This is a genomic window from Bacteroidota bacterium, assembly GCA_016713925.1.
GTDB lineage: Bacteria > Bacteroidota > Bacteroidia > AKYH767-A > OLB10 > JAJTFW01.
Genome location: JADJOH010000007.1, coordinates 1 through 21965 on the forward strand (window position 1 = coordinate 1; position 21965 = coordinate 21965).

General features: G+C 42.7%; 14 protein-coding genes and 3 pseudogenes. 7 read left to right on the plus strand and 10 right to left on the minus strand.

The window, feature by feature from the left end:
• Nucleotides 1–227: 227 nt before the first annotated feature.
• The 6 genes and pseudogenes from IPJ86_08140 to purH all read right to left on the minus strand — a co-directional run bounded on the left by IPJ86_08140 (nucleotide 228) and on the right by purH (nucleotide 6434).
• Nucleotides 228–893 (minus strand): hypothetical protein, encoded by a 666-nt coding sequence (locus IPJ86_08140; GenBank protein MBK7887261.1) that lies wholly within the window; start codon nucleotides 891–893, stop codon nucleotides 228–230.
• 564 nt (nucleotides 894–1457) lie between these two features.
• Entirely contained in the window at nucleotides 1458–2153 is a 696-nt protein-coding gene (locus IPJ86_08145; protein MBK7887262.1) for a hypothetical protein, read from the minus strand.
• Nucleotides 2154–2303: 150 nt separating this feature from the next.
• The gene (mreD, locus tag IPJ86_08150; GenBank protein ID MBK7887263.1) at nucleotides 2304–2822 is read right to left on the minus strand and encodes a rod shape-determining protein MreD; all 519 of its coding nucleotides are present in this window, start codon (nucleotides 2820–2822) and stop codon (nucleotides 2304–2306) included.
• Entirely contained in the window at nucleotides 2819–3661 is an 843-nt protein-coding gene (gene mreC / locus IPJ86_08155; protein ID MBK7887264.1) for a rod shape-determining protein MreC, read from the minus strand. Before mreC ends, mreD begins: the two co-directional genes overlap by 4 nt.
• 73 nt (nucleotides 3662–3734) lie before the next feature.
• Nucleotides 3735–4757, minus strand: coding sequence for a rod shape-determining protein (locus IPJ86_08160; protein MBK7887265.1), 1023 nt, complete (start codon nucleotides 4755–4757; stop codon nucleotides 3735–3737).
• Nucleotides 4758–4907: 150 nt separating this feature from the next.
• Nucleotides 4908–6434, minus strand: a pseudogene (gene purH, locus IPJ86_08165) (bifunctional phosphoribosylaminoimidazolecarboxamide formyltransferase/IMP cyclohydrolase).
• Nucleotides 6435–6634: 200 nt separating this feature from the next.
• Between purH and IPJ86_08170 the strand changes: the two are divergent.
• Both IPJ86_08170 and hppD read left to right on the plus strand, forming a co-directional pair.
• Nucleotides 6635–7826 (plus strand): annotated as a pseudogene (locus IPJ86_08170) (homogentisate 1,2-dioxygenase).
• A gap of 153 nt (nucleotides 7827–7979) precedes the next feature.
• Nucleotides 7980–9131 (plus strand): 4-hydroxyphenylpyruvate dioxygenase, encoded by a 1152-nt coding sequence (gene hppD / locus IPJ86_08175; GenBank protein ID MBK7887266.1) that lies wholly within the window; start codon nucleotides 7980–7982, stop codon nucleotides 9129–9131.
• Nucleotides 9132–9197: 66 nt separating this feature from the next.
• On the opposite strand, the gene IPJ86_08180 is transcribed toward hppD, so the two are convergent.
• Nucleotides 9198–10694 (minus strand): hypothetical protein, encoded by a 1497-nt coding sequence (locus tag IPJ86_08180; GenBank protein MBK7887267.1) that lies wholly within the window; start codon nucleotides 10692–10694, stop codon nucleotides 9198–9200.
• Between the two features lie 29 nt (nucleotides 10695–10723).
• Nucleotides 10724–13498: a TonB-dependent receptor gene (locus tag IPJ86_08185; GenBank protein ID MBK7887268.1), complete on the minus strand. Its 2775-nt coding sequence runs from the start codon at nucleotides 13496–13498 to the stop codon at nucleotides 10724–10726.
• Nucleotides 13499–13658: 160 nt separating this feature from the next.
• Here IPJ86_08185 and IPJ86_08190 point away from each other — a divergent pair, with 160 nt between their 5' ends.
• The 5 genes from IPJ86_08190 (at nucleotide 13659) to IPJ86_08210 (ending at nucleotide 18829) form a co-directional block, all read left to right on the plus strand.
• On the plus strand, nucleotides 13659–14708 hold the full coding sequence (locus IPJ86_08190) for an endonuclease/exonuclease/phosphatase family protein (GenBank protein MBK7887269.1): 1050 nt from the start codon (nucleotides 13659–13661) through the stop codon (nucleotides 14706–14708).
• Between the two features lie 132 nt (nucleotides 14709–14840).
• Entirely contained in the window at nucleotides 14841–15338 is a 498-nt protein-coding gene (locus IPJ86_08195; GenBank protein MBK7887270.1) for a histidine phosphatase family protein, read from the plus strand.
• A gap of 110 nt (nucleotides 15339–15448) precedes the next feature.
• Nucleotides 15449–15766, plus strand: a complete 318-nt coding sequence (locus tag IPJ86_08200; GenBank protein ID MBK7887271.1) for a hypothetical protein — start codon at nucleotides 15449–15451, stop codon at nucleotides 15764–15766.
• Nucleotides 15767–15784: 18 nt separating this feature from the next.
• Nucleotides 15785–17836 carry a polyphosphate kinase 1 gene (gene ppk1, locus IPJ86_08205; GenBank protein MBK7887272.1) on the plus strand — a complete coding sequence of 684 codons (2052 nt, stop codon included), beginning with the start codon at nucleotides 15785–15787 and terminating at the stop codon, nucleotides 17834–17836.
• A 99-nt stretch (nucleotides 17837–17935) separates the two neighbouring features.
• A complete protein-coding gene (locus tag IPJ86_08210) occupies nucleotides 17936–18829 on the plus strand; it encodes an exopolyphosphatase (protein ID MBK7887273.1) in 894 nt (297 codons plus the stop codon).
• A 171-nt stretch (nucleotides 18830–19000) separates the two neighbouring features.
• Here IPJ86_08210 and IPJ86_08215 read toward each other — a convergent pair whose 3' ends face one another.
• Both IPJ86_08215 and feoB read right to left on the minus strand, forming a co-directional pair.
• A complete protein-coding gene (locus IPJ86_08215) occupies nucleotides 19001–19717 on the minus strand; it encodes a SprT-like domain-containing protein (protein ID MBK7887274.1) in 717 nt (238 codons plus the stop codon).
• Between the two features lie 82 nt (nucleotides 19718–19799).
• Nucleotides 19800–21915 (minus strand): annotated as a pseudogene (feoB, locus tag IPJ86_08220) (ferrous iron transport protein B).
• Between the last annotated feature and the right edge of the window lie 50 nt (nucleotides 21916–21965).

A 21965-nucleotide genomic window follows, 5' to 3' on the forward strand; every position in this document is an offset into this window, starting at 1 on the left:
ATTTTCGAATATGCTTTTCTGCTTACGCAAGGAATTAGTTTGTATAAATTGTTATTAACTTATTTCTGAACTTTAAACTCTAAACTCTAAATTCTAAATTCTGAACTCTAAATTCTAAACTCTAAATTCTAAATTCTAAATTCTAAATTCTAAATTCTAAATTCTAAATTCTAAATTCTAAATTCTGAATTCTGAATTCTGAATTCTGAATTCTGAATTCTGAATTCCTAATTCTTCGTCAGAATTTTTTGTCGATTACCAATAGCCTTCTGCTTATTTTGCTTTAAGACAACTTTCGAGGAATCACGTAGCAGGCCACCCGGCTTTTCCAGACTTTTGTTTTCCAATGGAAGCAGATTGCCTTTCAACATTCTTTCTTCCAGTGGCAGTCTTTTAATTTTAATGCTGTCATTTAAATACTTCTCCATCATCAAGCTGGCAATAGGTGCGGCCCAGGTTGCACCAAATCCTGCGTTCTCTACCATCACGGCAATAGCGATTTTCGGATTTTCCCTTGGTGCGAAGGCCACGAACAAACTATGGTCCTTCCCATGCGGATTCTGCGCCGTACCGGTTTTTCCGCAAATGATGACCGTGTCGAATCGGGCTATTCTGGCAGTGCCGGCTTCTACCACTTTTTGCATGCCATCCTGAATAATATCAAAATACTGTTTGTCAACTTTACTGAAATGTTTGGTGTCGAGGTTCCGGGAGGTATTGGGTTTTCCGTCAATTTTTTTTAATGACATGGGGCGTATAAAAATAGCCTTTGTTGGCGATGATGCAGAGGATATTTGCCATTTGCATTGGGTTAATGCCCAACTCTCCCTGACCAATTCCCAATGAATAAATCGTAGAAGCCTTCCATCTCCCTCGCCCGTAAATTTTATCATAAAACTCAACGGAAGGAATTAATCCTTTGAGTTCATGCGGCATATCTACTCCGATTTTTATTCCAATACCAAAACTCATCTGGTACTCGCGCCATAAGCGATAGCCCTTTTCACTGCTTCCAAATTTTTTATTGTCGATGAATGACCGAAACGTATTGCAGAAATAGGGATTGCAGGAATATTGAATCGCACCCTCTAAAGCAATGGGAGGATGGGGATGACATTTCACACTCTTACTTCCTACAACGAATGAATGCGGGTAAATCGTGCCGGGGTTGATAATGCCTTCCTGCAATGCGACGAGGGCATTCGTCAATTTAAAAGTAGAGCCGGGAGGATAATAGGCTTGCATGGCGCGATTAAAAAGTGGTTTCAAAGGATCCTTGAGTAACTGGGAGTAGTTTTTAGAGCGTACCCTTCCCACGAGTAAATTGGGATCGTAAGAGGGACTGGAAATCATGGCTAATATTTCACCCGTCGCCGGCTCAATAGCCACCAATGATCCGATTTTATTTTGAAGCAATTGTTCTCCGTAAGCTTGCAAGTCAGCATCCAGAGTAGCTATCAGATTTTTCCTGCAATTGCTATGGTATCGTAAATGCCTTCTTTGTAACTGCCTTTTTCACGGTTAAACACATCTACCATAATGATGCGTACGCCTCGCCGGCCTCTGAGCTCTTGCTCGTAGCTTTGTTCAATCCCGCTGATACCGATATAGTCCCCCTGACGGTAATAGGGTTTTTTGGCAATCAACGCATCATTCACCTCACCAATATAACCGAGGACATGCGCCGCAGTGTTGTTGGGGTATTTTCTTAATGTTCTGGGCTGGACAAAGAATCCCTGAAACTTATAGAGCTTTTCCTGAAAGGTGGCAAAAGTTTCAGCGGAGATTTGCTTTTCAAAGATGCTGGCCTTCATTCTTGAAAAGGTTCTCGCTTTGTTCATTTTTTCGATGAAGGAGGCGATCGGCATATCGAGCAAGCGACAAAATTCGGCAGTATCGAGGTCTTTCACCTGCTTCGGTATGACCATAAGATCATATACGGCCTGGTTGTAAGCAAGGATTTTCCCGTTACGATCATAGATCATTCCCCGCGCCGGGTAATCTGTGATATAACGCAATACATTATTAGTAGCAGAAACCGAATACGTTTCATTCACCACCTGAATGTAAAATAAGCGGATCATAAAAATGATCACCACCGCAGTGAAAATACTGAGGATGACAAATCGCTGTCCTGACCCGGGATTATACATGGATCGGGTAAAGGGTTATATGGTTTGTCCGGTTTGACAAAGGGTGCAAATGTTTATTGATTTTGATCAAGGTTGATACAGTTCCATTCTCCTTTCAATGATACTAATTCAAAGAGATATTTCCTTAAAAGAAGAAACCAACATCTTGCATTATGCATTACTCTTTGGTTTCATGGTCAGATAATGAGAAATTACCACCAGCAGCAAAGTTAGCGCACTGCTCAGCAATATACGCAGGAGTGTATCAAAAAATTCACTGAACCGGAAAACCTCTACAAAGAACAATAACAAGTGATGTATAAAGATGAGGAGTGCCGCATAAGCGAGATACCAGGGAAATCCGAATTTTCGGATGGAAGGTTCAGCGTCGGTTTCGTAGCCGTCACGAGGTGCAATTATTCTCAACCAGACAGGCCTTACATAGGCCAGCAAAACACATGCTGACGCATGCATGCCGGGAGTATTTTGGAACATGTCAATGGTTAAGCCGGTGAGGAAGGCAACGAGAAGAAGCAATCCTTTTGGCAGCTGAACCGGTAAGGAGAGTAAAAAGAGAACATAAAGGAATGGATTGATAAAAGTACCCAATTGAATATTGTTCAGGACGATAACCTGCACCGTAATCAATACAATGAATCGTAGAATATGCCGGAGGATAAGCAGAATCATTGTTCGTCCTCCTTTGGTTTATTGATGACTTCCAATTGCTCCTGCTCTTGCTTCATCAGGTTCTTGACAATGTACACATGGCTGAGATTGCCAAAATTCATCGACAACTTCACTTTTATTTTGAAGAAGGGTGATCCGGGTTCGGTCAGGGTTTGTTCCACACGACCAATCATAATATTTGCAGGGAAAACGGTGGAGAAGGATGTAGTAACGATGGTGTCGCCTTTTTGGATCGGAACCGTCTTGTCAATTTCATTGAGGTAAGCATAATTGGGATCATTCCCTTCCCATTTCAGTGAACCGAAAAATTTATTCCGCTTAATCATCGCACTGATATTGGTTTCTTTGTGCAACAAGGACATCACCGTGCAATAATGATCCGAAACATGATTGACGATTCCTACAACTCCTTTGTCGGTGATGACGCCCATCTCAGGATGTACTCCCTGCAAGCGGCCTTTATTGAGCGTGATGAAATTATTCCGGTGGTTGATCGAATTATTGATGACCCTCGCATCCAGGTAGGTGTATTGCTGAACGGAAACAGAATCTTTTATGGTTATTGCCGTACTGTCATTATCATACTGGGCTTCATTTAGCAAAGCTCGGAGTTTGGCATTCTCCTCCGCCAGTAAATTATTGTTATCGCGGAGATGGATATACTCTTTCACATAATTAACCCCTTCCATAGTGGTGGTGACCACTTTGTTCGTGGCATTGAGTACAGATGCCTGCTGAAACCGGTTGTTGCGCACCAGCAGATACAGACATATGGACTGCAATAAAATAAAGAAGATGGTGAAGTTATTGCGCCAGAGAAGGAGGAATAGTAGCCTCATGTTTTTTCTTTACGATAGCGCTGTGTTGCGGCAGGATGATTCGCTGAAATCAAATGAAGTCAGCAAAGAAATATTAATGCTGAAGGAACTTATAGCGATGGATGTTCTTCAGGGCGATTCCGGTACCACGTACTACGGCACGAAGCGGATCTTCGGCTACATGTACCGGTAGTTTGGTCTTCATGGATATCCGTTTGTCGAGTCCGCGCAGTAAGACGCCGCCACCGGTGAGGTAGATGCCTGTGCGGTAAATATCGGCAGAAAGCTCAGGAGGGGTGATCTCAAGTGCTTTCAGAATCGCCTCTTCAATTTTACTGATGGATTTATCCAAAGCATGTGCAATTTCCGGATAGCTTACCGTAATTTCTTTTGGAATACCGGTCATCAAATCACGACCATGTACGGCAAAATCAGGAGGAGCATTTTCAAGTTCAGGAAGTGCTGAACCTACTTCAATTTTTATGCGCTCCGCAGTGCGTTCTCCAATGAGGATGTTATGCTGACGTCGCATATAATCCCAGATATCTGTCGTGAAACCATCTCCCGCCACACGGATACTCTGGTCGCAAACGATACCACCCAGGGCGATAACTGCAATCTCACTGGTACCACCACCAATATCAATGATCATATTTCCCATCGGCTCTTCTACGTCGATACCAATACCGATCGCGGCAGCCATAGGCTCGTGGATGAGGTAAACCTCCTTAGCTCCTGCATGTTCGGCCGAGTCACGTACTGCCCGTTTTTCCACTTCCGTGATCCCCGAAGGAATACAAATTACCATTCGGAGGGAGGGGGTGAAAAGCTTATTTCCGGAACTGATCATTCGGATCATTCCCTTGATCATCTGCTCGGCGGCTTCAAAGTCGGCGATAACACCGTCTTTTAAAGGACGAACAGTTTTAATGTTTTCATGAGTTTTACCGTGCATCATCATCGCTTGTTTTCCTACTGCGATGACTCTGCCCGTTGTACGGTCGATGGCTACGATGGATGGTTCATCAACAACTACTTTGTCGTTGTGAATGATGAGGGTGTTTGCTGTCCCCAGATCGATGGCGATCTCCTGTGTAAGGAAATCAAAGAGTCCCATGCTTGCGCGTTTGCTTGTTAATGTCTGTTCCGGAGAACCTACGGGTGATTATGGTGATGTGTTGCTGAGAAAGGATATTTCCTTAGATCGCTGCAAGGTAGTTTTATCAGGTATGCAAAAGTGGAGAGAATAATTTGAATTATGAACGCATTAATGTTTAAAATGACGATAGCCTGTAATGACCATCGCAAGTCCCAGTTCATTCGATTTATCAATTGAGTCCTGGTCACGCACGGATCCTCCCGGCTGTATCACGGCGGTAATACCTGCTGCATGGGCAATCTCTACACAATCCGGAAAAGGGAAGAACGCATCGGAAGCCATCACTGCTCCTGAGAGGGAAAAACCGAAATGTTGGGCCTTGGCAATGGCTTGTTGGAGCGCATCCACTCTGGAGGTTTGTCCCACACCGCTGGCCAGCAGTTGTCCGTTTTTCGCTAAGACGATGGCGTTACTCTTACTATGCTTCACTATTTTATTGGCGAACAATAAGTCACTGATTTCAGAAGGCGAAGGGGATTGTTGGGTAACTGTTTTCAGATCTTTTTCTGTTTCCGTTTGATGATCGGCTTCCTGCTCCAGTATACCATTTAAAACACTTCGAAACACTTGTTTTGGAGGGTTAAAAGTATTGGTTTTAAGCAACATGCGATTTTTCTTCGTTTGAAGAACCGCGAGGGCATCTTCAGTAAAAGCCGGTGCCAGCAGGACTTAAAAGAAGAGGCTGTTCATGGCTTCGGCGACTTCTTTATCGATCTCCCGGTTGGTAATGATAATCCCTCCAAAAGCAGAGACCGGATCACCGGCCAGCGCTTTTTCCCAGGCAGTGAGGAGAAGGGGTGCAGAAGCAAGTCCGCAGGCATTGTTATGTTTGATCACGGCAACCGTAGGCTCGGAAAAATCAGAGATGAGGGAGATGGCCGCATCAACATCCAAAAGGTTATTGTAGCTGAGTTCCTTGCCATGAAGTTGAGTAAATACCTCTTCCGGTTTGCCGTGGAACATTGCTTTTTGATGTGGATTTTCTCCATAACGAAGGGAACGACTGCTCCAATCCGCCGGAAATTGAACTGTACTTTTGTTGAGATCTCCTTGGTTGAACCAGGTGTTGATGGCTCCATCATATTGACTACTTACGCCAAAAGCTTTTAAAGCCTGGAGGCGACGTTGGTCTAAACTTGTCTTACCGTTTTGATTATCAATTATTTCTTTAAGCAAAGGATAGTCTGTAAGAGAAGGTATAATCAAAACATCGTTAAAACTTTTGGCTCCCGCACGAATCAGGCTGATGCCACCGATATCAATTTTTTCAATGATGGCTTCCGGGCTCCCACCGCTTTTTACCGTTTCCTCAAAGGGATAAAGATCCACTACCACCAAATCAATAAAGGGCAATGCATGTTGTTGCATCTCACTTTGATGGACTTCATCGGATCTCTTCGCCAAAATCCCCCCGAAAACTGCCGGGTGCAAGGTTTTTACACGGCCTCCGAGAATTGAGGGATAGCCGGTAATATCTTCCACCGGGGTAACGGGGATTCCTTTTTCACGGATAAAATCATAAGTCCCGCCGGTCGCATAAAGTCGGACGCCGAGTCGGTGTAAACCCTCCACAATCGGGTCGAGTCCTTCTTTATGATAAACAGATAACAGGGCGGAGCGAAGCTGAATTTCCATGAGATGGGTGGGGCGAATGAGGGCGCAAAAGTAGGATATAAAAGCAACTAATTTTTGCTGTAGGTGTGGTTTGATTTATCATCATTTGTTGAAAAGTGCGAACAAGCTGTTTTTAAAACTAAATCATACTCCCACACTGATTTCTGTCATTTCAATAAAATTTGGGGTGAGTTAGCTTCGTGCGCTTAAACATCTCTATCATGCCCATCTACCGTCAAGTCGGAATTATTCCACCAAAACGTCATATCGTATTTCGTCAACCCAATGGCAACTTATACCATGAAGAATTGTTTGGTACAGAAGGCTTTTCGGGAATGTCATCGCTGGTGTACCATCTTTATCCGCCTACACAGGTAAAGGAGGGGAGAAGCTTATTCTGTCCGCCCGACGATTGCCATTGAGGATAACCTGCAGGCCCGTTCCTATCTCGGTTTCGATTTACCGGCGATGGATGATTATCTGGAAAGCCGAACGGTTTTATTTCTGAACGGCGACATGACTATCGGTATCGCAGCCCCGCGGAAGAGCATGGATGATTATTTCTATAAAAACGCGGATGCCGATGAACTGATTTTTGTCCACCGCGGTTCCGGCACACTCCGTACGATGTATGGATCCATTGATTTTGGTTATGGCGATTATCTGGTCATTCCCCGTGGTACCATCTATCAAATGCGTTTTGATACGAGCGATAACCGTTTGCAGATTACAGAGTCCTTTAGTCCGATAGAAACACCACCCCGTTACCGCAATCAGTATGGTCAGTTCATGGAGAATTCTCCCTTCTGTGAGCGCGATTTTCGTCTGCCGGTGAACCTGGAAACGCACGATGAAACCGGTGACTTCCTCGTAAAAATTAAAAAGCGTGGATTGATGTATCCTTATGTGTATAGCAATCATCCCTTCGATGTGGTGGGTTACGATGGATGCTCTTATCCCTATGCCATGTCTATTTTCAATTTTGAACCCATCACCGGACGCATTCACATGCCGCCTCCCATTCACCAGCATTTTCAGGGAAGAAATTTCGTGATCTGTTCCTTCGTGCCGCGTCTGTACGATTACCATCCTCAGGCAATACCCGCACCTTATCACCATAGCAACATCGACAGCGATGAGTTATTGTATTATGTAGATGGTGATTTCATGAGCCGCAACGATATCAAACAAGGACAATTCACCTTACATCCCGGCGGCATTCCTCACGGACCACATCCCGGAGCCATCGAGCGCAGCATCGGTAAGAAGGAAACCAATGAACTGGCCGTCATGATTGATCCCTTCAACCCCGTAAAAATTACCCAAGCCGCCCTCGCCCTCGAACTCGGCGATTATTACCATAGCTGGATGAGTACTAACGGTCAGGAAAAAAAGAATAGTGTTATAGTTTAAAATCAAAGAGGATCCATGAGAATTATCTGCGATCCTCATTGAAAAATCTCAAAGCAAATCGTTGCTCTCGCTGCGAAACCGCTGCGAACGTTGCGTTTAGACTGGAGTTTAAATTTGAATAGAATTAAAGTATAGAAACGAAAATATTAAAGTATGGATAATCTAACTGAAGTAAAAAACTATCAATACTCCGGAGCTAAAATCTTCGATAAAGCCCAGGACTTCCTTCCCATCAACGGCACCGATTACGTCGAATTGTACGTAGGCAACGCCAAGCAATCCGCGCATTTCTACAAAACTGCACTTGGTTTTCAGGAGCTGGCATACAGCGGACTTGAAACAGGTCAGCGCGATAAATGTTCCTATGTGCTGCAACAGGGAAAAATCCGACTCGTACTCACCTCTCCTTTTGATCCGGAATCAGAAATCTCCGATCATATCCGCCGCCATGGTGATGGAGTCAGAGTGATTGCCCTCACGGTGGACGATGCCTACGACGCTTTTGAACAAACCATTAAGCGTGGCGCGAAAGCCTTCCTGCAACCGGAAACAATTAATGATAAGGATGGTGTCATCCGCCGTTCAGGGATTCATACCTATGGCGATACTGTCCATATTTTTGTAGAACGGAAAAATTACACCGGCTTATTCCTCCCCGGCTTCGAAAAATGGGAAACCGAATATCGTCCCGGAAATATGGGCTTAAAATACATTGACCATATGGTAGGCAATGTAGAATTGGGTGGCATGAACCAATGGGCGAAGTTCTACAATGACGTGATGGGATTCGCTAACCTCGTTACTTTCGACGATAAAGACATCAGCACCGAGTACACGGCACTCATGAGTAAAGTGATGACTAACGGTAACGGCTATATCAAATTTCCGATCAATGAACCGGCTCACGGCAAGAAGAAATCACAGATCGAAGAGTATCTCGATTTTTACAAAGGTCCGGGTTGTCAGCATATCGCCGTAGCCACCGATGACATTGTGTTTACAGTTTCAGAGATGCGCAAGCGTGGTATCGAATTCCTCTATGTTCCAGGTTCCTATTATGATACAGTAAAGGACAGAGTAGGCATCATTGAAGAAGATATGGAAGTCCTTAAGAAATGGGGCATCATGGTTGATCGGGATGAAGAAGGTTATCTTCTGCAAATTTTCACAAAGCCTGTTGAAGATCGTCCCACCTTATTCTTCGAAATCATTCAACGCAAAGGTGCCAAATCCTTCGGCAAGGGAAATTTCAAAGCCCTCTTTGAATCCATCGAAGCCGAACAAGCCCGCCGCGGCACCCTGTAGTGACAGGTCGCGACCTGTCATCACTACAATGTGCCGCAACCTGTGACTACAAGATGTCGCGACCTGTTATGGCTGAACATCACTTGTCGACCTGATCTGCAATTGCGCATTCGTATTTGGAGCAGTCACAGTACCATTATAATCAGTTAAAATGCCTGTAATGCTGACATTGCCGGTTTGAACGGAAGTCCCTGAGAAGGTCGCTCCGCTGGCAGTATAAAGTGTCATCGTTCCGGAGGCATCTGTAATTTGAATTGATCCTGAATACGTAGCCCCGCCACTGATAGTAGCATTGTCAATTTTTAATAATGAACTTTCCCAGGAGTCAGTAGTAGACATATTCGTGAGAATCTGACTCACCGTTACGACCTGAGGTGTTACCGATTTTCCTGTTGCAAGTGTAGTAACATTGGCAAGTGGAACGCTCGGAGTGCTGGTACCCAATTGAAGTAGTCCGCTGAACTCTCCCAGACTTTGTCCGCCAATATTTATTTCTAACGAATCACCAAGATTGAAAGTGTGGTTAGCCGCAAAGCGAACACAAATTCCACCGGTAGCATCTTGAATGAATAAATTTCGTCCATTGAGGTTAGACGTAGTGCGGTCACTGATCACTACTCCCTGAATGTAGAAATTGCCATTTACAGGTACTGTACTTCCGGAATACAAAGCACGTACATCACTGATGTCAATGTAAGAAGCAGGTCCGCCGGCACCGTTACAGCGAATACTATCCATTTTAACATCGGTGGTATCGCGAATGATCAATTGCAAGTCGGAATTGTAAATCGAGAAAATTCCTTTGATGGTTCCTTTTCCGGATGGTGTGAGCTTGGTCGCAAAATTGCAGTAGCCGCTCGTACGAACTATAATAGAACCCCCGTTGCAATCATTCACAGTTCGGTTCACAGATTGTAACAATGCAGCATCTGCATAGGGTTGACTGGTATCAGCAGTGGCAAATTCTGCATTTTGAATTTCAATAAAGCGATTCTGCCATTTATCGGTATTGTTTAAATCCAGAATGGAAACTTGTGCAGGTTGTAAATTCACTCCATAAACTCCTCCAACAATGTACTCCTGCACCAGACTCAATGGAATTGGTGCAGCTTCAGGACTGGTGCCGGTATTGTCGATATAACCTCCCAGCTGAATAAGGTTGCCATAATCTCCCATCACCAGGCCTTTTAATTTTACAAAAACTCTTCTACCAACCGGGTAATCCACATGAAATTCGGATTGATCCAGTCGAATAGAGATACCCGCAGTATTGTCTTCAATGACCATCGTTTTGTAGAAATTACCGGATTTATCATCGGCAGTTACGACACCGGCAATGATCCAGTCATTCTTGATGGTAACAATTTTATTGAAAACAATGATGCTGTCTTTGTAGAGACGCTTCAATGAATCAATCGTCATGTTTACCGTCAGATTGGGATCGGCACCGTTCAATGGCGGCTCATCGAAATCGTCTTTGCGGCAAGAAGTAATACTAAGAGCAACTACTGTGAACAGAAGAACTGTCAGTAAATGTTTTTTTAATCGGATGAAGGATATCATGTGATATTGGAGATTTTTAGAGTGAGGGATTAATTGAAACGTACAATGACGGAGGCAAAGTAGGTTCTGCCGAAGCCATAGTAGTAACGAGGGGGGAATTTATCAGGATTTTTATCTGTGTAATCGAAGCGAAGTTGTTCAAATCCGGTAATCATCATATCCTGATTGTCAAGAATGTTAGAAATACCCAGATTCAATACCAGAAAGGTGTTTCTCCTCATACCATTGATGAAATCACTCACGCGCCAGGATTTTGTTGCGAATAAATCCACAGTCATTTGTGCATCAGCCTTACGTTGATCAATGATGTTTTCTCTTGCCTGCGTATCGCTGATTAAGTCCAGGCCTGCAACTGTACGTCTGGCCGGATTGAAATCCACATAATTATTGCTGAAGAAATTCGCGGACAGGTTCACCATCCAGAATTTCTTTGAGCGATACATAATACCAGCCATAAAGGCGTTTTGCGGGCCGTTGGAAACGAAGAAGTTTTTGGAATAAATGGTCTCATCTACTGCAAGTACTTCGGCATTATTGTCCTGAGTGATTTGTGCAATCATTCTATCCGTGTAATAATACTGACCGACTGCTGCAGCCATGTTCGTACTCCATCCTTTCCCTAATGTGATTTCCGTTCCAAACTCCAAACCTACATGTCTTCTGTCCATATTACTCAACGTGTAATTGACAAAGGTTCGGAAGTCATCATGCCAGAAGTTTACTGCATTATATCCGTCATTGAGTTGAGTATAATAAAGTGTTGCTCTGATTTTTGCTCTTGGCGCTCTTAAAAGATAACCGCCTTCCACAGAGGTGATCTTCTCCTCTGTCAGGTCAGCCACAGCATCATTGCGGGTACGGGGAGAGACATAGACATTTTCAAAAAGAGGTGCTCTGGTTTCATACGCGCCATTGAGGAAAAAGTAATTTCTTCCGTTGAGTTTATAGGTGACACCGCCTTTTACACCCAATGTATTAAAGTTCTCTTTCTTAGAATCGCCTAATGAATTTTCCGCAAAGATTCCATTTCTGTATTTGCCGGTCCTGAAGAATTCCGTAGAAGCAAGATGGAAAGCCATGAAAAAGTCAACCTTGTTAAATTTAAACTGTCCTTGCACCCAGGCCATGTCTTTCTTCACTGTTGAAAGGTAGTCGTATCCGAATTTATCTCCTTCTTTCAGGATGCGGTTTGGTGTTTCCAGATTGTTTTGTAAAGCTTCGGAGGAGTCCGGGAAATCCTGTTCCGCCCATTGGTTAAGGTCGACATAGAATTCACCGCCGAGTAAATCATTTACCCTCTTGTAATTTTCTGACTCCTGGAATTGATACAAATACCCTCCGCTAAAAATAAAGTGGTCGCCGATAACGGTATTGTAGTTTGTCGCAAATGAAATACGCTTATTATCGGTCACTCTTTCTTCAATGATATAACGGGAGCGTCTGCCCGAAACAGTATTTCCGATGATACCATTGGCATCCTGAACGGATTCAAAAGAGTTTTTGTTGGTGTTGTAAATACCTTCCCAATCTACTTGTCTGAAATTTTCATCCGTTTGCCATAATTGCGCTGTTGCGGCGGCGGCTTGCGGATCTAAAATATAACTCGGCAAACGTCGGTAATAATCGGGTCTTGGATCGGAAGCATTGAACCAATCGAATCCACTCAGACTCGTACTTCCGTATTGATAGCCGAAGGAGGTTTCGAGTTCAGATTTTGAACCGATTTTCCATTCATGACTCAATATAGTTAAAGGTTGTTGCTGTTTTCCTATTCTGGCATTTCTGACTTCACCATTCTGATAACCCCAGTTCGGATTGTAGTAATTGGTTCCTGCAAGATCATAGGCTTCCTGCACAGCGGGATTGGCTCTTCCATTCATCGTGTTCGCACCCATATGCGTTAAACTCAGAGAATGATTGGTGCCAAACTTCTTTTCTACTGAAGCAAACCATGACCATCCATCGGTAAACGTCCCGGGAACATATCCTTCATCCCCCCATCTGCGGGAAATAGAGGCAGCAAAAGCCCATCCCCCAGTGAGAAGACCGGTGCCGTATGAAGCAATCAAACGGTTATTATAAGTTCTGTTGGAATTGGCATAGCTCAATGAAAATTGCTTACGTTGCTTCGAAGCTTTGGTGTCGATGCTGAATGACCCATCCAGACTTCCATAGGTATAATTTGATGCATTTAATCCATAAGTGCTTTCCCGGCTTCTGGTCACATCATTCAGTCCTGCCCATGTTCCAAACAAAGTTCTGCTGCTGCTCAGGTCTTCTACCGGAATTCCATTCAAAAGCGTTAGATTTTCATTGTCGTAACCCCTGTTCCTAAAACGGGCCGCACTGAAGTTAAAAGCGGCCGCTGCTGCAAAAGGATCTCTGCCGGCAGTCAGCACACCTGCAACACTTTGAGAGGAAGACTCTCTCATGTCCGTCTCACTTAAGGTGACAATAGGAAGATTCTCCTGTAAATTTAATTGAGAGTTATCAGAAGGTGTGATTTGAATCGGACCTAAATCAGTGGTTACCGCAGTGACACCTACTTTTAAAGGAGCGTTATCATAGCCCACTGCAATGATTTCAAAAAGATAATCTCCAAAAGGAACATCACTTATTTCGAAAGTGCCTTCTAAGGTGCTTTGAGTTTTAAAAGTTAAATTTCCGCTGAGACGGACTTCAATTCCTCCTAATGCCGCCCGGGTATCACGATCTAATATAATTCCTTTTACCAATGAATTTTGAGCATATAAGGAGAATGGTAAGAAAAACAATAGCCATAGAAAGGCTTTACATAACTTCATAGTTGAGTTGATTAATAATTATTGCAGGGAGGGCAAAAATAAAGAAATACTCCCTTACCAAACTATGAATATTGTAAGGAAGCATGTAACCTAAACATTAAATCTTTAAAATGATGCGATGAAGTAAGGGCTTTTTGTAGGTTTGTATCCTCTAATGATGATGAAAAAAGTTCTCCGTTTACCACTCACCTTCCTTCTTATACTTGCTGTTAATGGTTTCTGCAAGGGGCAGGAAAAACAATATCATGTCAGCTTAGTCGGTTTCTATAATCTTGAAAATCTGTTTGATACGATAGATCAGCCGGATGTCAATGATGAAGAGTTTACTCCGAAAGGAGCGAATTTATATACACCAACAGTCTATATTGACAAATTGGGCAAATTGGAAGAGGTGCTAAGCCAGATAGGTACTGATTTGAGTCCCGATGGTTTAGCCGTTTTTGGAGTGGCTGAAATTGAAAATGAGTCTGTCTTGAAGGATCTGGCTCGCCAGCCCAAATTAGCATCCCGCAATTATACCCCTGTACACTTTAACAGCCCTGATGTCAGGGGGATTGATGTGGCTTTGATGTATAATCCTAAATATTTCAAGGTGCTTCAAGCGGAATCTTTATTCGTCCCTTTGGAGGGAAGGGATGGCAAGCCCTATTTTACCAGGGATATATTGTATGTATACGGACTCTTTAACGGTGAGCCGATGCATTTTTTTGTGAATCACTGGCCATCCCGGAGAGGGGGAGAGGAAGCTTCTGCACCCGGTCGCGCGAAGGCTGCAGGTGTTGCAAAGGCTAAAATTGATTCCATTATGTCGGCCGATCCCAATGCGAAGGTGATTTTAATGGGAGATTTGAATGATGATCCGGTAAGCCCATCAGTCACCAAGGTGTTGGGTGCAACAGGAAACAAAGAAAAAGTTAAGTCCGGTGGAATGTATAATCCATGGGTGGATTACTATAAAGAAGGTATTGGAACATTAGCATACAACGATGCCTGGAATCTTTTTGATCAGATCATCGTTTCTCAAGCCTTCATACCCAAAGACCAAAAGGGTTTCTTTCTTCATAAAGCATTGATTTTCAAAAAGGAATTTATGTTACAAAACTCCGGCAGATACAAGGGGTACCCCAAGAGAACATTTGACTTTGGTGTATATATGGGAGGTTATTCTGACCATTTTCCAACGTATCTTATGTTGTTGCGGGAAAAGTAGAAGACTGAACATCGATCGTATTCGTGTTGGTATTGGTCAATTTTAACTCTTATGCCCGATTGATAGTTCACTTTCGAGCTCAGTGAAGTCGACATTATCCTTATTTTTACTTCAATCAAATTTAATAGTAAAATGAATTTAGAATTGATTTTAGTCCGCCATGCAAAATCCTTATACAATGACTATGTACAGAATGATGTTGAACGGCATCTGAGTGATCGTGGTTATTCGGATGCTGCTGATTCAGCAAATTGGTTAGCTTCAAAAATTAGCAACCCCGACTTACTTATAAGCAGTCCTGCCATCCGGGCATACTCTACAGCTTTAATCTTTGCAAATCGTTTGGGTTATAAGATGGATAGTATCCAACTTGATGCGGCGATTTATGAAGACGGGGTCAGACAGTTGCTCTATGTTATTGCTCAGATTCCACCCACTATTGGTAGAGCAATATTATTCGGACATAATCCCGGTTTTACCGATTTTATCAATCACCTTTGTGGATCGGTATGTCCTCACTTGCCAACATCCGGTGTCGCAATTATGAATGTTCCCATAAAACAAGGGGAGCTTCCCTCTCAAGGATCGGCAAAACTGCAAGTAATTTATTCCGGCCACAAGCCTTTCTAAGTTAAGCTAATATTAATTTTACGTTAGGAAGCCGGCTATTCATTAAGTTTTATGAACATTTGCAGATAATTCACTGAATTGCGCGTTATTAAAACAAAACAAACTTTATTATGGACAAAAAATACAGAAAGGAAATTGAACATCAATTGGCGATGAGTATTGCTTATATTCTGAAGAAGTCGGATGAAAAAGCTGCGGCAGGTATGTCAAAGGCCATTAAATCGGCAGCGAAATCAGTAGCCAAGAAATTTGTGAAGCATAAATTATCACTGGAAGTTAAACCTGCTGAGAAGAAAGTGGAGACAACGGAGAAGAAGATTGTGGTGAAGAAAGTGAAAGTTGCCGCTAAGAAAGCAAAAACTGCAGCTAAAAAAGCAGTGAAGAAGTCTGCCCCTGTTAAAAAAGTTTCCGGGAAGAAATCAAAGTAAAAATTCCGGGAGAGGAGTATGAAGAATGATAAAGTGTTATTGGTCAACCGTGATATCAGTTGGTTGGCCTTTAACGATCGTGTGTTGCAGGAAGCGAATGATCCAAGTGTGCCCTTGCTGGAGCGATTGAAATTTCTGGGTATTGTTTCCAGTAACCGCGATGAATTTTTTAGAGTCCGTGTCGCTACTATCAAGCGAATGATTCGTTTAGGGAAAAAAGGGGTGGATATTGTGGGTGAGGATCCTGTTTTGTTGCTGGAGCGTATCCAGAAGATTATCGTGAAGCAACAGGAGTATTTTGATGAGAGTTATGAAAATCTCTTGAAGGAGCTGGAAAAAAGTGGCATTTTTATTTTGAATGAAAAGCAACTTACAACAGATCAGGGAAAGTTTGTTAAAGATTATTTCAGAGAGCAGGTGTTGCCAACTTTGGTGCCTATCCTTCTCGATAATGTAAAGCGTTTCCCGTACCTGCGCGATAAGAGTATTTATTTCATGGTGGTGATGCAACGAAAGAATTCAAAGCCCCGCTATGCTCTTGTTGAAATTCCATCCAATGTGCTGCCCAGATTTACTGTGCTTCCGAAAGACAATAAGTACGTTATTCTGCTGGATGACGTTATTCGTTATTGCCTGGATGACTTGTTTTTCAATTTCGAATATGATACCATCTCCGCCTATACGATTAAATTGACCAGGGATGCTGAGTTGGATATCGAGCAGGATGTGACGAAAAGTCTGGTGAAGAAAGTAGTGGAGAGTGTGAAGAGAAGAAGTAAAGGTCAGCCCACACGACTCGTGTATGATGAAGAGTTACCGGAGGATGCGGTGAAATATTTTACGCGCCGTATTAAGTTCAGTATGGAAGATCTTCCCATTCCCGCCGGACGCTATCACAATTTCGTCGATTTTATGAAATTCCCTTCTTTGAACAGAGCAGAATTGCGTTCAAAGAATCCGCCGGCATTATCTCATCCGGAACTAAAGCCTCGTGAAAGTGTGCTTCGCGTAATAAAACAGAAAGATATTCTGCTTTCATTTCCCTATCAAAGTTACAACCATATCATTGATATTTTAAGGGAGGCATCGATTGATCCCAAAGTAAAAAGCATCGATATTACATTATACCGCCTGGCTAAAAATTCACATATCGTCAATGCGCTCATCAATGCCATCCGGAATGGAAAGCATGTCACAGCGGTAGTGGAATTGCAGGCGCGCTTCGATGAAGAAAATAATATCAAGTGGGCCAATCGCTTGAATGAAGAAGGTGCCAAGATCATCTATGGTGTCCCCGGACTAAAAATGCATAGCAAACTCTTCCTTATTCGCAGACATGAACAGAATAAGGAAGTGTTGTATGCACATATCGGTACCGGAAATTTTAATGAAGAAACGGCAAGATTGTATTGTGACCATAGTTTGATAACGAGTGATAAAAGAATTACTGAAGAGGTGTCGAGGGTCTTCCAGTTTTATAACGACAATTATAAAACCGGTACGTATAAGCATCTCATTGTATCTCCTTTTTATACGCGTAAAAAGTTTTTGCAGTTTATACAAAAGGAAATTGACAACGCATCAGAAGGTAAAGAAGCCTGGATGTTTTTAAAGATGAATAGTCTGACCGATGCAGAGATGATTCGGAAATTGTATGAAGCCAGTCAGGCAGGAGTGAAGATCAGGATGATTATCCGTGGCATTTGTTCATTGATTCCCGGTGTGACAGGACTCAGTCAGAATATTGAGGTGGTCAGCATCGTAGATAAATATCTCGAGCATGCCCGTGTTTTTGTTTTTGCGAATGACGGTGATCCGCGGTATTATATTTCCTCTTTTGACTGGATGCCGAGAAACATCGACTTTCGTTCGGAAGTGGGTGTGCCCATTTATGATAAGGGGATTCAGAAGCAATTGCTGGATATGCTGGAGATTCAATGGCAGGACAATGTGAAAGCCCGTGTTATTAATGTTCAACAGGATAATCAGTATCGACATACCCGATCCCGAACCAAGATCCGAACGCAGGAAGCTATTTACAACTATTTGTCGAAATTCACCGGATTGTGAAAAAGAAAAGGTGAAATTGCTTCCACTGCTGATGAAACAATTGGAAAGTTTAAATTATTAACTGTAAATTCGGCACGTATCAAATTATCTACTGACAACTTGCGATTTGCTTCTATCGATATTGGTTCTAATGCAGTGCGACTATTGCTTTGTAATGTCTACGAAGGTGGTCCGGAGCCTGTATTTAAAAAGGCCGAGTTAGTGCGGATGCCCATTCGTCTGGGAGAGGATGCCTTTCGTTTCCGGAGAATTTCTGAGGAGAAGAAAAATCAACTGGCGAAAACAATGAAGGCTTTTAAATTGCTTATGGATGTTTTCGGAGCCATTGATTACAGAGCTTGTGCAACCGCCGCAATGCGGGAAGCAGAAAATAATCTGGAAATCATTCGTTATGTGAAACAACAAAGCGGTGTAGAGATTGAAATTATTGACGGGAAAACTGAAGCACAGATTATTTATTCCAATCATATCGCCGAACATCTGGCGCATGATCAATCTTATTTATACATCGATGTAGGTGGTGGAAGTACGGAACTGACTTTATTCGCCGAGGGACATATCGCCGCATCGCAATCCTTCAATATCGGCACAATCCGTTTGTTGCATGATCAGGTGAGCAAGGAAACCTGGGGATATTTTAAAGATTGGATTCGGGAAAAAACGAAGGCGCATCAACCTCTTACTGCCATTGGTTCCGGTGGAAATATCAATAAGATTTTTAAGATGGCCGACCGGAAGGAGAATAAGCCCTTGCTGTTTTCTAAAATCCAGGAAACGTATTATTTTCTAAAAGAATTTACTGTGGAGGAGCGCATCACCACACTCGGATTAAATCCTGATCGTGCCGATGTGATTGTGCCGGCTGCAAAAATATTTCTTGCAGTAATGAAGACAGCTGAGATAGATAAAATTCTGGTCCCGCAAATTGGTTTGTCCGATGGCATTATTCACCTGCTCTATGAAAAACATCGCCGAATGCCACAGCTGTTTTAACAGATGTTTTCTAAAGAAAATAATTTCAAATTTAGAATTAGCTTCTTCATCTCAAATCGTAAAATTCACAATTTCGTACCTGAAATCAAATAGATTTCGTAAATTCAATCATCAAATTTCAGAATTCATATTCTTGTATTTCCATTCCTACATTCGTAAATTCCAAAATTCTTAAACATTCGTATTTCGTACATTGCATCGCGATTTCGAAATATTCGTATTTCGTATTTTCGTAAATCTTCGTATTCGTAACCCTACTTCGTCTAATAGTTTCACCTCCATCAACGGATGTATAAAGTACTTATGTCTGGAATGCTTTTCAAAACATTCAAAATTTTTTCGAAGTTTATGGCCTTTGACAAAGTGCATTCCGTTTTTTAGAGCAAAGGCGGAATTAAAAGGGATTTCGTCCAGATGTACCCAATCCGGGGCGTGTTGATCATACCGTCGCAAGGCCTTCATCATCTCTATGTCACCGCAACTGGAGGCAGCCGGATTGCGCATATAGTTGGCCAAGGCGTGAGATACATCTTCGGGAAAAATTTTTCGATCAAGAAATCCTTGCATGAGAAATCGGAAATGACTTTTCCATTCCGGTCCATGAGGAGCAACTTTATCCCGGTGTTTTAGGAAACAGGTGAGATGTGCTACTTCATGTGTGAATGTGATCAGGAATGCAAAAGGGTTGAGGTCGTAATTAATGGTAATGGTATGGCTTTTCCCTTCATGTGGCGGATGATAATCACCAAATTTTGTTTGTCGACTTTTCTTAATCCTTACCCTGATTCGGTATTGATGAATCCAGTCAAAGCAGGTGTCTACGGCTTCCGCAGGCAAATATTTACCTAATGCTATTCGTAAATGCTCTCCTGTTACCGGGCTTGACATGACTGATTAATCTATGCGACAAATATAGGGAGTGCAAAAACGAACTTCCGGAAAAGTAATAAACAGTTTTAAGCGCTGCTGTTTATTTCAGCAAATTATAGATCAGAAAACTGCTCAACCAGGCGAGAGCCGACATATAGGCAAATTGAATCAATGGCCATTTCCAACCACCGGTTTCACGCTTCACTACGGCCATCGTGCTCATACATTGCATGGCAAATGCGTAGAATAACATGAGCGACCAGCCCACAGCGGATGTATAACGTGGTCCGCCGGTATCAGGATTAACCTCTCTCCGCATTTTATCTTTTACGGTCAAAGCGTCGGATTCATTTTGTCCCACACTGTATATGGTACTCATCGTGCCAACAAAAACTTCTCGCGCTGCGAAAGAGGTGACCAGCGCGATACCAATCTTCCAGTCAAAACCCAGAGGACGAATAGCCGGTTCAATAATATGTCCGAGCTTACCGGCATAGGAGGCTTCCAGCATTTCTGATTGAATAGCATAAGTTTGAGGAGAATCAATTCCTTCTTTTAAGGAGATCATTTCCATTTGCGCTTCCAGTTGAGCATATTTTTCTCCGGGTCCGCGTGAAGAGAGAAACCAAAGGATAATACTAATCGCAATGATAATTTTCCCTGCATCAAAGAGAAAGATGCGTACCTTTTCAACAATGGAATAAAGAACATTACTCCACCTGGGCATCCGGTACACCGGAATTTCCATGATGAAATAGGCTTTTTCTTTTGCTTTTACGAAATTTTTAAAGAGAGCTGCCGAAGCAATAGCAGCTATAAAACCAATTAGATATAGCGACATCATTACCACTCCCTGTAATCCGATTACACCAAAGAACATTTTCTGTGGGACGACCAATGCAATGAGTAATGTATACCGGCAATCGGGCGGAACAACTCATCAGTGGGGTTACAAAGATGGTGATGAGACGTTCTCTCCAACTTCCGATGGTTCTTGTTGAAAGAATGGCAGGGACAGCACAGGCCGCACCACTCATCAGTGGAATTACAGATCGACCATTTAATCCAAATTTGCGCATCAGTTTATCCATCAGAAAACTGACACGTGCCATATAACCCGTGTCTTCCAAAAGTGCGATAAACATAAATAGAAGAGCGATTTGAGGGATGAAAATGACAATACCACCCACACCGGCAAGCACCCCATCCACCAATAAATCATTCAGCATTCCGGCAGGTAATGATTCTCTCATCGCATCACTTAACAGGGTAAATGTTTCATCGATGAAATTCATGGGAAATTCGGAAAGACTAAAAATGGTTTGAAAGATTAAAAAGAGAACCAGCAAAAAGAAAAAATATCCCCAGAAACGATGCATTAAAAAACGATCAATTTTTTGTGTGACAGAAGATTTCCCTGTGTTTTTTTCTTGTCTTACCGCATGACTTAGAATCTCCTGAATGACTTTATAGCGTTCCAGCGTTTCAAAGGATTGCAGTTTATTGAAATCGCCAGTCTGTTCCTGCAATAGTGATCGTACCTTGGTTTTTAATTCAGCGGAATAATGAAAATCATCCAGTGCATCTGCATGATGAGCAATTTGAAGTCCCGCGTAGTTGCTTTTAAGTTCTAGCAATTCGCTCAGACTCTTCAATAGTTTTGGAGCAAGTTGATCCGTTTCAAAAATGGCATTTAGAGGTACAGGAATAGGACTGAGCAAAGCCTGCTTAAGTTCTTCTATCCCCTCTTCATTTCTGGCATTAATAGGAATAACGCGGACACCCAATCGACTTTCTAGTTCAGCCACCTGAATGTCGATCTTGTTTTTCTTCACCATGTCCATCATGTTCAACGCCAACACGCAGGGAATCTTCAGATCAATGATTTGACTGGCCAGAAACAGACTCCGTTTGAGATTGGTGCCATCCACCACTAAAACAACAATGTCCGGATGACTTTCATTCGACGTGTCGCAGAGAATTTCAAAGGGAATACGTTCGTCAGGTGATTTTGGATAAAGACTATAGGTGCCCGGCAGGTCTATGATTTCAAAGGATGTAGGCTGCCCTGTATTGGAATTATAAATCCGGCAATGACCGGTTTTTTTTTCAACAGTAACACCGGGAAAATTAGCGACCTTTTGATGTAAGCCCGTGAGGATATTAAATAAAGTGCTTTTTCCGCTGTTGGGATTTCCTGCAAGAACAACCTTCACATAACGTTTACGGATATCCGCATCCACAGCTACAGACTGAACCAAGTGAA